General features: G+C 65.4%; 10 protein-coding genes. 5 read left to right on the top strand and 5 right to left on the bottom strand.

What is annotated here, in order from left to right:
* On the top strand, positions 1-1,329 hold the full coding sequence (locus tag GPK94_RS02830) for a DUF4179 domain-containing protein (RefSeq protein WP_215654323.1): 1,329 nt from the start codon (positions 1-3) through the stop codon (positions 1,327-1,329).
* 68 nt (positions 1,330-1,397) lie between these two features.
* Here GPK94_RS02830 and GPK94_RS02825 read toward each other — a convergent pair whose 3' ends face one another.
* Positions 1,398-4,832, bottom strand: a complete 3,435-nt coding sequence (locus tag GPK94_RS02825) for a pyruvate carboxylase (RefSeq protein ID WP_215654322.1) — start codon at positions 4,830-4,832, stop codon at positions 1,398-1,400.
* A 322-nt stretch (positions 4,833-5,154) separates the two neighbouring features.
* Between GPK94_RS02825 and recG the strand changes: the two genes are divergently transcribed.
* The 4 genes from recG to GPK94_RS02805 are packed head-to-tail and all read left to right on the top strand — an operon-like array spanning position 5,155 to position 9,166.
* Positions 5,155-7,245, top strand: coding sequence for an ATP-dependent DNA helicase RecG (recG, locus tag GPK94_RS02820; protein ID WP_215654321.1), 2,091 nt, complete (start codon positions 5,155-5,157; stop codon positions 7,243-7,245).
* A 47-nt stretch (positions 7,246-7,292) separates the two neighbouring features.
* Entirely contained in the window at positions 7,293-7,751 is a 459-nt protein-coding gene (locus tag GPK94_RS02815; protein ID WP_101691631.1) for a GNAT family N-acetyltransferase, read from the top strand.
* Positions 7,752-7,780: 29 nt separating this feature from the next.
* Positions 7,781-8,164 carry a C-GCAxxG-C-C family protein gene (locus tag GPK94_RS02810; RefSeq protein WP_215654320.1) on the top strand — a complete coding sequence of 128 codons (384 nt, stop codon included), beginning with the start codon at positions 7,781-7,783 and terminating at the stop codon, positions 8,162-8,164.
* 48 nt (positions 8,165-8,212) lie between these two features.
* Positions 8,213-9,166, top strand: a complete 954-nt coding sequence (locus GPK94_RS02805; RefSeq protein WP_215654319.1) for a D-2-hydroxyacid dehydrogenase — start codon at positions 8,213-8,215, stop codon at positions 9,164-9,166.
* Positions 9,167-9,228: 62 nt separating this feature from the next.
* Here GPK94_RS02805 and GPK94_RS02800 read toward each other — a convergent pair whose 3' ends face one another.
* The 4 genes from GPK94_RS02800 to GPK94_RS02785 form a co-directional block, all read right to left on the bottom strand.
* The gene (locus GPK94_RS02800) at positions 9,229-10,647 is read right to left on the bottom strand and encodes an MATE family efflux transporter (RefSeq protein WP_215654318.1); all 1,419 of its coding nucleotides are present in this window, start codon (positions 10,645-10,647) and stop codon (positions 9,229-9,231) included.
* 66 nt (positions 10,648-10,713) lie between these two features.
* Positions 10,714-11,604, bottom strand: a complete 891-nt coding sequence (locus GPK94_RS02795; RefSeq protein ID WP_215654317.1) for a radical SAM protein — start codon at positions 11,602-11,604, stop codon at positions 10,714-10,716.
* A 10-nt stretch (positions 11,605-11,614) separates the two neighbouring features.
* The gene (locus tag GPK94_RS02790; protein WP_215654316.1) at positions 11,615-12,211 is read right to left on the bottom strand and encodes a thymidine kinase; all 597 of its coding nucleotides are present in this window, start codon (positions 12,209-12,211) and stop codon (positions 11,615-11,617) included.
* 45 nt (positions 12,212-12,256) lie between these two features.
* Positions 12,257-13,621, bottom strand: coding sequence for an aldehyde dehydrogenase (locus GPK94_RS02785; RefSeq protein ID WP_215654315.1), 1,365 nt, complete (start codon positions 13,619-13,621; stop codon positions 12,257-12,259).
* Positions 13,622-13,631 lie beyond the last annotated feature (10 nt).

The following is a 13,631-nucleotide window of genomic DNA, read 5'->3' as shown; positions in this document are numbered from 1 at the left end:
ATGGATCGGAGACAGGAATATGAAGCCCTCCTCCGGGAGCTGGAGGAGACCCCGCCCGCGCTGGAGTACACGGTGCAGCGCGCGGTCGCCCGCCGGCGCCGCCGGCGCTGGGGGAGGAGACTGGGGATCCCGGCGGCCAGTCTGGCAGGTGTGTTCACCGCCTTCGTGGTGCTGGTGAACACCTCCATGCCCTTTGCCATGGCGTGCAGCGGCGTGCCGGGGCTGCGGGAGCTGATGGCGGCTGTGGCCCTCTCGCCCAGCCTGAAGGCGGCGGTGGAGCACGACTACGCCCAGTATATCGGCCAGAGCCAGACCGACAACGGCATTACCCTGCGTCTGGAATACCTGATCCTGGACCAGGGGCAGATCAGCTTTTTCATGGAGGCGGAGGGGCCTTATACTTGTTATCACCTGGAGCCAAGATTGCATGATGCCGCCGGGGAGGAGTGGAAGGGGTGTACCATATCCAATCCTGTTCTGGATGGAGGTACCCTGACCCAGGCGGTGACGGTCCATGTGGTGGAGGAATCCTTCCAGATCCCAGAAGAGATTCGAATGGAGTGTCGGGTCAACGCCCACACGGAGGGGGGAGAAGAGCGGCGCGGAACAGCGCTCGTCTCCTTCACGGTCCCGGTGGATACCCAGAGCCTGAACGACTGCCGCTCCCTCCCTGTGGGGGATTGGGTGGAGGTGGACGGACAGCGCCTGCGCTTTGGCCTGGACAGCTATCCCACCCACGGCCGCCTGACGGTGGAGGAGCACCCGGACAACACCGCCCGTCTGGCTGGGATGGACTTCTATCTGGAGGATGAGACTGGGCGGCGGTACGAGGACAATCCCGCCGGATCAGTGGGAGCCATCGGCAGCCGCCGGATGTGCGACACCACCTATTTTTCCGATCCCGCTCATCTGACGCTCTGCATCACCCGGCTGGAATGGCTGGACCAGGGCCGGGAGAGCGTGACGGTGGATCTGGAGACCGGAGCGGTGGAGGGCATGCTACCCGAGGGGGTGGAGCTCTATACTCACCGGATCAGCGACCGTATCGCCGAGATCGCAGTCCTGGCGGAACAAGAAGAAAGCGACTATTATGGGCTCTTGGGCACGGATTACTGGAGAGAGCCGGGGGAGGAGCGGTCGATCCGGCGGTATAGCTACCGGTGGAAGCAGAGCCTCTGGAGCGGCACCCCCGATGAAACGGCCATTCCGGACGGGTGGTTTGCCCAGCTCCTGACCCTGGAGGATTACCCGTGGAGCACCGTAGAGCTTGGCCTTCGTTTTACACAGCGGCATACTTTGGAAGAGCCGATGGAAGTAACGCTTCGGTAAGAAAGGAAAATACAGATAGAGTGGGGCATGGCCGAAAGGCCATGCCCCACTTTTATGGACAGATCGATTTACTTGAGCTTGATGGTCATGAGCAGCTCGCCCGCCTTGACGGAGGAGCCCTCCTGGATGAGGACCTGGTCCACGGTGCCGGCCTTGCGGGCCACCACGCTGGTCTCCATCTTCATGGCCTCGATAACGGCCACCACCTGGTTCTCCTCCACGGTGTCGCCGGGCTTGACGCTCACCTTGGAGACCATGCCGGGGATGGACGCGCCGATCTGGCTCTTGTCCTCGGGGTCGGCCATGGTGACCGGACGCACCTGGGAGACCGCGTGCTTATCGGGCACGGCCACCTCGCGGCGCATACCGTTGAGCTCGAACTGCACGTTGCGGGTGCCGTCCTCGTTCAGGTCGCCCAGGCCCAGGTACTTGATGACCAGGGTCTTGCCGTCCTCGATGTTGATCTTGTTGGTCTCGCCCAGGGCCAGACCGTTGAAGAACACATGGCTGCCCATGCGCATGATGTAGCCGTACTCCTTCCGGTGGCGGCAGAACTCCTCCACCACATTGGGATACAGGCACCAGGAGATGACGGTGCGCTCGGAGGCCTCGGGATAGAACTTCTGGACCTCTTCCCGGGCCTTGTCGAAGTCGATGGGCTCCAGCAGCTCGCCGGGACGGCAGGTGATGGGCTCCTCGCCCTTGAGGACCACCTTCTGGAGATCCTCCGGGAAGCCCCAGGCGGGCTGACCCATCATGCCCTTGAAGTAGGACACCACCGAGTCGGGGAAGGTGAGGGCCTCGCCCCGCTCCACGACGTTCTCGGGAGTGAGCTGGTTCTGCACCATGAAGATGGCCAGGTCGCCCACCATCTTGGAGGAGGGGGTCACCTTCACGATATCGCCCAGCATGTGGTTGACCTTCACATACATCTCCTTGACGTCCTCGAACTGATGGCCCAGGCCCAGGCTCTCCACCTGGCTCTTGAGGTTGGTGTACTGGCCGCCAGGCATCTCGTAGCGGTAGATGTCGGTGGAGGGGTTCTTGATCCCGGCCTCGAAGTTCTCGTAGCGCAGGCGCACATCGGCCCAGTAGTCGGAGAGCTTCTGGAGCTTTTCGGGATCGAGACCGGTATCCCGCTCCTGACCCTGGAGGGCGGAGACCACCGCGTTCATGGAGGGCTGGCTGGTCATGGAGGACATGGAGTCGATGGCGCAGTCCACGATGTCCACGCCGGCCTCGGCAGCCATCAGGTAGGCGGCCACCTGGTTGCCCGAGGTGTCGTGGGTGTGCAGGTGGATGGGCAGGCCCACCTCATTCTTGAGGGTGGTGACCAGCTTCTTGGCGGCGTAGGGCTTCAGGAGGCCGGACATATCCTTGATGCACAGCATGTGGGCGCCCCGGCGCTCCAGCTCCTTGGCCATCTTCACATAGTAATCCAGTGTGTATTTGTCCCGCTTGGGATCCAGGATGTCGCCGGTGTAGCAGAGGGTGGCCTCGCAGAGCTTGCCCTGCTTGAGGACCTCGTCCATGGCCACCTCCATACCGGGAATCCAGTTCAGGGAGTCAAAGACGCGGAACACGTCGATGCCGGTGCGGGCGGCCTCCCGGACGAAGGCCCGGATGAGGTTATCGGGATAGTTGGTATAGCCCACGGCGTTGGCGCCGCGCAGAAGCATCTGGAAGGGGATGTTGGGGATCTTCTCCCGCAGCATCTCCAGCCGCTCCCAGGGGGACTCGTGGAGGAAGCGGTAGGCCACATCGAAGGTGGCGCCGCCCCACATCTCCAGGGAGAAGCAGTCGTTCAGGATCTCGGCGGTACCCTCGGCCCCCTTGAGCATATCCCGGGTGCGCACCCGGGTGGAGAGGAGGGACTGGTGGGCGTCGCGCATGGTGGTGTCGGTGATGAGGAGCTTCTTCTGATCCAGCACCCAGTCCCGCACAGCCTCGGGGCCCTTCGCGTCCAGAAGCTGCTTGAGGCCGGTGCACTTGGGCGGGGTGTGCTCGAAGGGCGGGAAGCGGGGAATGTCCCGCTGGACCCGCTCGGCGGAGGGATTATCCACCTGGATCTGGGCAATGTACTTGAGCACCTTGGTGGCACGGTCCCGGCTGTTCTCAAACTCGAAGAGCTCGGGAGTCTCGTCGATGAACTTGGTGTGGCACTTGCCAGCCCGGAAGGTGGGGTGGTTCAGAATGTTGGTGACGAAGGGGATGTTGGTCTTGACGCCGCGGACATGCTCCTCGCTGATGGCGCGCAGGGCCTTGCGGCAGACCGCCTCAAAGGTGGAGTCCCAGGAGGTCACTTTGACCAGCAGGGAGTCGTAGTAGGGGGAGATCACCGCGCCGGTGTAGGCGTTGCCGCCGTCCAGACGCACACCGAAGCCGCCGCCGGAGCGGTAGGAGGTGATCTTGCCGGTGTCGGGGGCAAAGTTGTTGGCCGGGTCCTCGGTGGTGACGCGGCACTGGATGGCGTAGCCGTTCATCTTCAGATCGCTCTGGCTGGCCATGCCGATCTCGGGGGTGGAGAGGGGCTTGCCCTCGGCGATGAGGATCTGGGCCCGGACCAGGTCGATGCCGGTGACCATCTCGGTGACCGTGTGCTCCACCTGGATGCGGGGGTTCATCTCGATGAAGTAGTGGTTGCCGTCCTTGTCCACCAGGAACTCCACCGTGCCGGCCGAGACATAGCCCACGTGCTTGGCCACCTTGACGGCGTCCTCGTAGAGGGCCTGACGGGTCTTTTCGGGCACCGACCAGGCGGGGGCGAACTCCACCACCTTCTGGTAGCGGCGCTGGAGGGAACAGTCGCGCTCACCCAGGTGGACCACATTGCCGTACTGGTCGCCCAGGATCTGCACCTCGATGTGCTTGGGCTCCACCAGGTACTTCTCAATGAAGATGTCCTCGTTGCCGAAGGCCTTCTTGGCCTCGCTCTTGACCAGCTCAAAGGCGGGCTTGACCTCCTCGGGGCTGTCGCAGCGGCGCATGCCGCGGCCGCCGCCGCCGCCGGCCGCCTTGAGGATGATGGGGAAGCCGTAGGAGATGGCCTTCTCCAGCGCCTCGTCCCCGTCCTTCAGGGGCTGGGTGGAGCCGGGGATGGTGGGGACGTTGCAGGCGTGGGCGATGGCCTTGGCGGTGAGCTTGTCGCCCATCTGGCCCAGGATCTTGGAGGAGGGGCCGATGAAGGCGATCCCCGCCTCCTCACAGGCCCGGGCAAAGTCGGCGTTCTCGCTCAGGAAGCCGTAGCCGGGGTGGATGGCATCCACATTGCGCCGCTTGGCCAGGTCGATGATCGCGGGGATGTCCAGGTAAGCGCCCAGGGGGCTCTTGTTCTCCCCGATGAGATAGGCCTCGTCCGCACGGGTGCGGAAAAGGCTGTATGTATCCTCATTGGAATAGATGGCCACCGTGTGAAGTCCCAGGTCGTAGCAGGCGCGGAAGACGCGGATGGCGATCTCGCCGCGGTTTGCCACCAGGACTTTTCCGAAGGAGTGTTCTGCCATGGGGAATACCGTCCTTTCTTGCATTAATATGAAGGAATTCCTGCAATACCTTGCTGTGCATTCTTGGGATGCTTCGGTGAATTTGCCTTTATTTCCTTCAAAACAGCCATTTGTTTTACGAATATTATAAGTCTAGACTCTTGGTTTTGCAATCCTTTTATGTCAAAATTGCATTTTTGGCAGAAGAGACAGGATTCCGTGCCCGAAGGAAGAAACCCTTGGGAAAAACCACCAGAGTCTTCCGGCGGCGGGGACGGCCTTGCCGCTGTCCGATGATTTGTGGTAAACTAAAAGATATTGCCCGGGGAGAGGAGGGATCGGCATGGAACTGACCCTGGGCTCCGGCGTGCGGGAGCTGCCCGGGATCGGGGAGGCGCGGGCTGCCCGGCTGGAGAAGCTGGGCCTGGCCACCGTGGAGGATCTGCTGCGCTATTTCCCCCGGGACTATGAGGACCGGCGGAAGCACTATACCATCGCGGCGGCCCCGGTGGGGATCCCCGTGTGCGTGGCCGCCATGGTGGCCGAGCCGCCCCGCCGCTCCTACGTCCGCAAGGGGCTGGAGCTGACCAAGGTGCGGGTGGTGGACGCCCATGGCTCCATGGAGGTCACCTTCTTCAACCAGGGCTATGTGAAAAATGCCCTGGTCCCCGGGGAGAGCTATATCTTCTACGGTATGGTGGAGGGCCTGCCTCCCCGCCGGAGGATGACCAACCCGGTCTTTGAGCCGGAGGACCGCCCCCGCTTCACCGGGCGGATCATGCCCATCTACCCCCTGACGGCGGGGATCTCCAACAACCTGCTCTCGGGGCTCACCCTCCGGTGCGCCCAGGACTGCGCCCAGGAGATGCCCGAGATCCTCCCCTTCCGGGTGCGGCAGGAGCACGCCCTGGCCGCCTGCGGCTACTCCTACCAGAACATCCACTTTCCGGCCTCCGAGGAGGCACTGGATCTGGCCCGGCGGCGGCTCATCTTTGAGGAGCTCTTCTACCTCTCCTGCGGTCTGGCCTTTCTCCGCTCCCGGCGGGAGGGGGCGTCCGGCCCCACTTTCCGGCGGGAGAGCCTGGAGCCCTTTTTTGCGCTCCTTCCCTTCGCCCTCACCCAGGCCCAGCAGCGGGCTATCCGGGAGGCGGCGGAGGACTGCGCCTCGGGCCGCCCCATGAACCGGCTGGTCCAGGGCGATGTGGGCTCGGGCAAGACCATGGTGGCGGCGGCCTGCTGCTTCCTGGCCTGGAAGTCCGGGTGGCAGGCCGCCCTGATGGCCCCCACCGAGATTTTGGCCGAGCAGCACTTCCGCACCCTGTCGGGGGTGCTCGCCCCGGCGGGGCTGCGGGTGGGACTTCTCACCGGCTCCATGCGCGCCAGTGAGAAGAAGAAGGTCCGCGCCGCCCTGGCCGCCGGGGAGATCGACCTGCTGGTGGGCACCCACGCCATCCTCTCCGCGGGGGTGGACTTTGCCCGGCTGGGCCTGGTGATCACCGACGAGCAGCACCGCTTCGGCGTGGGGCAGCGCTCCGCCCTGGCGGCCAAGGGGGGCGGGCTCTCCCCCCATGTGCTGGTCATGTCGGCCACCCCCATCCCCCGTACCCTGGCCCTCATCATCTATGGGGATTTGGATGTGAGCGTCATCGACGAGCTCCCCCCGGGGCGCACCCCGGTGGAGACCTTCCTGGTGGGGGAGGACAAGCGGGCGCGTATGTATCAGTTCGTCCGGCGGCAGGTGGCCGAGGGGCGGCAGGTCTATATCGTCTGTCCCGCGGTGGAGGAGGCCCAGCCCTCCCCCGAGGGGGTGGAGCCGCCCCCCGGCTTTGCCGACCTGAAGGCGGTCACCGCCTACGCCAAGGACCTCCAGGAGGGGGTCTTTCCCGACCTGCGGGTGGGCTTTGTCCACGGCAGGCTCAAGCCCAGGGAGAAGGAGGCCGCCATGGCCGCCTTTGCGGGGGGCGCGCTGGATGTGCTGGTCTCCACCACCGTCATCGAGGTGGGGGTGGACGTGCCCAACGCCTCCCTCATCATCGTGGAGAACGCCGACCGGTTCGGTCTCTCCCAGCTCCACCAGCTCCGGGGGCGGGTAGGGCGGGGAAAGCACCAGTCCTACTGCGTGCTCATCACCTCCAACCGGAACCAGGAGACCCGTGCCCGGCTCAAAGTCCTCACCCAGACCACCGACGGTTTCCGCATCTCGGAGGAGGACCTGAAGCTCCGGGGGCCCGGCGACTTCTTCGGCAAGCGGCAGCACGGCCTGCCCCAGATGCGCATCGCCGACCTGGCCGGGGACACCCGCCTGCTCAAGGAGGCCCAGGAAGCCGCCCAGGCTCTGCTGGCCGAGGACCCCACCCTGGACCGGCCGGAGCACCAGCCCCTGAAGGAGCAGATCCGGCGGCTCTTCACCGAGCACGCCGACATTTTTAATTGATGGACCGAAAAACAACCCAAGTTACGATTACACAGGAGGAAATCCATATGTTTGAGATCCGCGCCATGACCGCCGCCGACCACGATGTGGTTATGCCCATGGTCCAGGCCTTTTACCAGAGTCCCGCCGTGGACCACGACACCGACCCCGCCGTCCTGGAGCGCACCTTCCGGGACGCGGTGGACCCGGCTGAGCCTCTCCTCCGGGGCATGCTCCTGGTGGAGGACGGGCAGGCCGTGGGCTATGCCTACCTCACCGAGTGCTACTCCGGCGAGGTGGGAGGCCGCTGCGTCTTTTTTGAGGAGATGTACTTCACCCCCGCCTGCCGGGGCAAGGGCTACGGCACCGCCGTGTTCCGCTGGGTGAAGGAGCAGTACCCCAACTACCCCCGCATCCGTCTGGAGGTCACCGACGTGAACGAGGGGGCCATCCGGCTCTACCAGCGGCTGGGATTCCAGTTCCTGGACTACCGCCAGATGGTGCTGGAGGGCGACCTCCAGGCCTAAGCCAATTGTGAGAAAAGGAGAATCATTGTATGGATCGAATGGAAGCCTGCCGCGCGCTGCGGGGCGATACCAACGTACATTATAACTGCGCCCAGGCGGTGCTCCTGCCCTTTGCGGACCAGTGCGGCCTGGATGAGAAGGCCGCCTTCCAGCTGGGGGCCCACTTCGGCGCCGGGATGCGCCACGGCTCCACCTGCGGGGCCGTGACCGGCGCGCTCATGGCCCTGGGTATGGCCGGAAAGGGAGAGGCCGAGAGCCGGGAGCTGCTGCGCCGCTTCCGGGAGAAGAACCAGGCGCTGGACTGCGCGGGGCTCCTTCAGCGGGCCAAGGAGAACGGCGAGGAGCGTAAGCCCCACTGCGACCGGATGGTCTACGACGCGGTGGAGATCCTCCAGGACCTGCTGGGAGAGTAGATGTCCCGCCTGCGCCATCAGGACGCATCATAGGGAGGAGGTCCCGTCATGGAAACGATTTTGAATTTTCTGCCACTGACCGGGGAGGAGCGCGCGGCCTTTGCAGCGGCCGCACCCGGTGTGGAACAGCTCTTCCGCCCGGTGGCGGCCACCCGCTTTTCCCCCGAGGCCCCCGAGGAGGAGTATGCCCGGGCCACCGTCATTCTGGGCTGTGCCCCCACGGACCGGGTGGCAAAGGCCGGACAGCTCCGCTGGCTCCAGACCTGGAGCGCCGGGGTGGACCCCTATCTGAAGGAGGGGGTGCTGCGGGAGGGGGCCATGCTCACCTCCGCCGTGGGGGCCTATGGGCAGGCGGTGTCCGAGCATATGTTCGCCACCCTTCTGGCCCTGTGCAAGCGCCTGCACCAGTACCGGGACGCCCAGAACCGGCACTGCTGGACCCCGCTGGGAGAGGTCAAGACCCTGGCAGGAGCCACCGTACTGGTGGCGGGCACCGGGGACATCGGCTCCGCCTTTGCCCGGCTGGTCAAGGGGATGGGGGCACATACCGTGGGCCTGCGCCGCTCCCCCGAGCGGGGGGCGGAGGGCATCGACGAGATGCACCCCCTGTCCGCGCTGGACGAGTGGCTGCCCAAGGCGGACGTGGTGGCCCTGGTCCTCCCCCACAGCCCGGAGACCGACCGGCTCATGGACCGGGCCCGCATCGGGCGGATGAAGGAGGACGCCATCCTCCTCAACGCCGGACGGGGGAGCGCCGTGGACTGCGACGCCCTGGCCCAGGCACTGGAGGAGGGACACCTCTGGGGGGCCGGCCTGGATGTGACTTCCCCGGAGCCCCTGCCCGAGGACCATCCCCTGTGGCGGGCCGAGCACTGCCTCATCACCCCCCACGTGGCGGGGGGCGATCACCTTCCCGCCATCCGGGACCGGCTGGTGGAAATCGCGCTGGACAACCTGCGCCGCTATCTGGCCGGAGAACCGCTCCGCAACCGGATGAAATAAAAATACCGCCCGTCTCCTCATGTGCAGCAGGAGACGGGCGGTGTTTTTTCTTTTTATCCACATCAGGAGGGCGTGGTGTGGACCGCGGGCTGGGCGTCCAGTCCGGCGATCTGGACCCACTTTCCGCTGTGCCAGCGGTGGGTGCACAGGATGCCCCGGAGGATCAGGTCCACGCTCATGGCGATCCACACGCCGGCCAGGCCCAGCTTGCCGTAGATCACCAGAATGGGGGCCAGGACGATGCGCACGCCCCACATGCAGATGAGCCCCACCACCATGGGATAGCGCACATCGTGGGCGCCCCGCAGGTTGCTGGAGAGCACGATGGACAGGGCGAAGAAGGGCTCGGCGAAGCAGACGATGCGCAGCATCAGGGCGGACTGCTCCACCACCTGGGGATCGGAGTTGAAGAGGGAGGCCAGGGCCGGGGCGAAGAGGAAGAGCAGGACGGCCAGGCCGGTGCAGAGGACCAGAGCCACCTTGGCCGAGAGGGAGCCGTAGGCCCGGGCGTTCTCCGCCGAGCGGGCCCCCACTGACTGGCCCACCAGAGCCACACTGGCGTAGGAGATGCCGTAGGCCGGGAGATAGCACAGGCCCTCGGCAGTGGTGGCGATCTGGTTGGCCGCCAGGGCCACCGTGCCGATGGAGGCCACCAGGGCGGTCATGACGATCTGGCCCAGGTTGATGGTGGCACGCTCCAGGGCGGAGGGGAGGCCCAGGTGGAGGGCCATCTGGATGATGCTGCTGTCGGGGCGGAAGCCCTCCCGGAACCGGACCTGGAAGCGGGGGCCCTGACGGATGCCCGCGTAGAGCAGCATGGACCCGGCAAAGGCCCAGGCCACCGCCGAGGCGATGGCCGCTCCGGCCACCCCCAGTCCCGCACCGGGGACTGTGAGGGAGAATCCGCCCACGGTGACGGTGCGCGTCTCATAGATGAGGAAGAAGTTGAGAACCAGGTTGATGAGGTTGGCCGAGAAGTTGAAGATCAGCGGGGTCTTGGTGTTGCCCATGCAGCGCAGGATGGCCGAGAAAATGGCACTGGCCGCGGCGAAGGGCATACAGAGGGTGTACCAGCGCAGGTAGGCGGTGGCGGTGGGACGGACAGAGGGCTCCGCGCCCAGCCAGACCGGAATGAAGGGGGCCAGCAGCTGGAAGAGAAGCAGGGCGGCCATACCACATACCACGGTGGCCAGGATGCCCTGCCGGATGATGCGCCGGGCCCGCGCGTCGTCCTCCGCGCCGATGGCGTTGGAGACCTGCACCGAATAGCCCACCCCGATCCCGGCCAGAATGCCGTTGATGAGCCAGATGGAGGAGGCGTTCACCGAGACCGAGGCGGTGGCCGCCGCGCCCAGCACGCCCACCATGGCGGTGTCCACATAGCTGACCATGGTGGCCAGCACCTGCTCGATGATGGCAGGCCAGGAGAGATGCCACATGACCTTCATACGCGGGTTGGAGCCGAAACGACTCAGGGCCATAAATTCACTCCTAACAGTTGAAAATAAAGTCGAATATACGAAATGTTTTCGGGGATTGCGGGAAAATCAGAGGGCAGGCTTCTCCACCCCGGTGAGATCAAAGGAGGGGATAAAGGTACTCGCGGCCGAGGAATCCTCCTGGGTAAAGCCCGAAAGACCCAGGGCGTCCATGTACTGCCGGGCGCTGCGAGCCTCGGAGGGGCGCAGCTTCCGGTTGATCTCGGGGAACTCCGCCGCCCGGCCCCAGGGGATGTACTGACTCATGAGGGAGAAGAGGACCTGACCGGGTTCAAAGTGCTCGGCCACCCAGTCCATGACGGCCTTGGCCTCACTGAGCCGCCCCGGGAGGACCAGATGGCGGATGATGACTCCCCGCCGGAGCAGGCCCTCTTCGTCATAGACACAGGGGCCGGTCTGGCGGTACATCTCCAGAATGGCGGCACAGGCCACCTCCGGATAGTCGGGGGCGTCGGAGTAGCGCGCCGCCGTCTCGGGGCGGAGGTACTTGAGGTCGGGGAGATAGATGTCCACCTTCCCCTCCAGGGCGCGGAGGGTCTCCGGCGCGTCATAGCCCCCCGAGTTCCACACCACCGGCACGGGCAGGGGCTCCTCCAGGGCCTGGAGCACCGCGTGGGCAAAGTGGGTGGGATTCACCAGGTCGATGTTGTGGGCACCCTGGTCGATGAGCTCCTGAAAGATGGCGCGCAGCCGCTCCACCGAGATGGGGCGGCCGAAGTTCTCGTGGCTGATGGACTCGTTCTGGCAGAACACACACCCCAGCGGGCAGCCCGAGAAAAAGACGGTGCCCGCCCCACGGGTACCCGAGAGGGGCGGCTCCTCCCACTGGTGGAGGGCGGCCCGGGCCACCACCGGAAGGGAGGGCATGCCGCAGCGTCCCTCCCCGCGGGTGTCGGTGCGCAGGGCGGCGCACTTCCGGGGACAGAGATTGCAGATCATGGCCGCCGCCTCACTTGGAGGAGGGGGCGCCTACCCGGGCGTCCGGTCCCAGATTGCCCTCTTTCCAGTGCTTGCGGCACAGGCCGATGTACCGGTCGTTGGCCCCCAGCACCACCTGCTCGCCCTCCTTGAGGACGTTGCCATGCTCGTCAAAGCGGGCGTTGCAGGTGGCCTTCTTGCCGCACCAGCAGATGGTCTTGATCTCCTCGATGATGTCGGCGCAGGAGAGCAGCTCCTGGGAGCCGGGGAAGAGGTCCCCCTTGAAGTCGGCCCGCAGGCCGTAGCAGATGACCGGGATGTTCTGCTCATCCACCAGATCGGTGAGGTAGCGCACCTCCTCCCGGGTGAGGAACTGGGCCTCGTCCACGATGATACAGGCGTAGGCCTTCAGCTCCTCCGGGGTCTTTTTCATCAGGTCGGTAAAATAGATGCACGGATGGCTCAGTCCCGCCCGGGAGGCCACGAAGCGGGCCCCGTCCCGCTGGTCCAGCTCAGGCTTGACCAGGAGGGCGTCCTGCCCTCGCTCCTCGTAATTATAGCGCACCATCAGGGCGTTGGCGGTCTTGCTGGACCCCATCACGCCGTAGCGAAAATACAGCTTTGCCATGGTCGTTCCATTCCCCCGTTTTTCTCTGTATAGGTTCTGATATGGTCACATGAGTTTCTTGAGCGTGCTCAGGCTCTTGCCCTTGTGGGGCGGGTAGCGCACCGGAATGTCCAGTGAGAACTTGCGCAGGATGCCCTTCTCGTGGGAGAAGGTGCGGTAGCCCCACTCCCCGTGGCAGCGGCCCATGCCGCTCTCTCCGATGCCGCCGAAGGGCAGGTTGCCGTTGGCCAGGTGGACGATGGTATCGTTGACGCATCCGCCGCCGAAGGGGAGCAGGGCGCTGATGCGGTCCATCCGGTAGTGGTTGCGGGTGAAGAGGTACAGGGCCAGGGGCCGGGGCTTGCTCTGCAGGTGGAGGACGAGCTCGTCCAGATCCTCATAGGTGAGCACCGGCAGGATGGGGCCGAAGATCTCCTCCCCCATGACCGGCATGTCCTCGGTGACATCCACCAGGACGGTGGGCTCGATGCGCCGGGAAGAGGCGTCCCAAGCGCCGCCGCAGGCGGTGGTTCCCGACTTTAAGAGGCCCAGCAGACGCTCGAAGTGCTTGTCGTTGATGATGCGGGGAAGGTCGGGGCTCTCCAGGGGCCGCTCCCCGTAAAAGCGGGTGATACAGGTCTTGAGCTTCTCCACAAAAAAGTCCCTGGCCTCGGCGGGGACCCAAACATGGTCGGGGGCCACACAGGTCTGGCCCGCGTTGAGGAACTTGCCCCACACGATGCGCCGGGCCGCCAGGTCCAGATCGGCGTCGTGGGCCAGAATGACGGGGGACTTGCCCCCCAGCTCCAGGGCCACCGGGGTCAGATGCCGGGCGGCGGCGGCCATGACGGTGCGCCCCACCTCGGTGCTGCCGGTGAAGAAGATGAAGTCGAAGTGCTCCTCCAGCAGGGCGGCGTTCTCGGCCCGGCCGCCCTGGACGCAGGCCACATAGCGCTCCTCAAAGACCTCCCCCAGCAGGTCGGCCACCGCCTGGGAGGTGGCGGGGGCATAGGCCGAGGGCTTCACCACCGCAGTGCACCCAGCCGCCAGGGCGGAGATGAGGGGGACCAGGGTGAGCTGGAGGGGGTAGTTCCAGGGCGAGAGGATGAGGGCCACCCCGAAGGGCTCCCGGTAGACCCGGCTGACGGCGGGGAACTGGGAGAGGGGGGTGGGCACCCGGCGGGGGCGGGCCCATTTCTCCAGGTGCTTCCAGGCGTCCCGGAGCTCGGAGCGGACGATACCCAGCTCGGTCTCGTAGGCCTCAAAGCGGGACTTGCCCAGGTCCTGCTCCAGAGCGGAGAGGAGGGCCTCCTCATGTTTTTCCAGGCCTCGTTTCAGGCGCAGGAGCATTTCCCGGCGGAAGGAGATGCTCCGGGTCAGGCCCTCGTTGAAGTAGCGCCGCTGGGCGGCGATCAAGGCGGTAAAATTCATAGTCGCTCCT

The organism is Pseudoflavonifractor sp. MCC625 (assembly GCF_018784545.1).
GTDB classification, from domain to species: domain Bacteria; phylum Bacillota; class Clostridia; order Oscillospirales; family Oscillospiraceae; genus Pseudoflavonifractor_A; species Pseudoflavonifractor_A gallinarum.
This window is presented reverse-complemented; position numbering and strand designations above follow the sequence as displayed.

Excerpts from the sequence above, each read along its gene's own strand:
- GPK94_RS02800 (WP_215654318.1), bottom strand. The coding sequence starts at position 10,647 with ATGGCCCTGAGTCGTTTCGGCTCCAACCCGCGTATGAAGGTCATGTGG.
- recG (WP_215654321.1), top strand. The coding sequence starts at position 5,155 with ATGGAACTGACCCTGGGCTCCGGCGTGCGGGAGCTGCCCGGGATCGGG.
- GPK94_RS02815 (WP_101691631.1), top strand. The coding sequence starts at position 7,293 with ATGTTTGAGATCCGCGCCATGACCGCCGCCGACCACGATGTGGTTATG.
- GPK94_RS02785 (WP_215654315.1), bottom strand. The coding sequence starts at position 13,621 with ATGAATTTTACCGCCTTGATCGCCGCCCAGCGGCGCTACTTCAACGAG.
- GPK94_RS02825 (WP_215654322.1), bottom strand. The coding sequence starts at position 4,832 with ATGGCAGAACACTCCTTCGGAAAAGTCCTGGTGGCAAACCGCGGCGAG.
- GPK94_RS02805 (WP_215654319.1), top strand. The coding sequence starts at position 8,213 with ATGGAAACGATTTTGAATTTTCTGCCACTGACCGGGGAGGAGCGCGCG.
- GPK94_RS02790 (WP_215654316.1), bottom strand. The coding sequence starts at position 12,211 with ATGGCAAAGCTGTATTTTCGCTACGGCGTGATGGGGTCCAGCAAGACC.
- GPK94_RS02830 (WP_215654323.1), top strand. The coding sequence starts at position 1 with ATGGATCGGAGACAGGAATATGAAGCCCTCCTCCGGGAGCTGGAGGAG.
- GPK94_RS02810 (WP_215654320.1), top strand. The coding sequence starts at position 7,781 with ATGGATCGAATGGAAGCCTGCCGCGCGCTGCGGGGCGATACCAACGTA.
- GPK94_RS02795 (WP_215654317.1), bottom strand. The coding sequence starts at position 11,604 with ATGATCTGCAATCTCTGTCCCCGGAAGTGCGCCGCCCTGCGCACCGAC.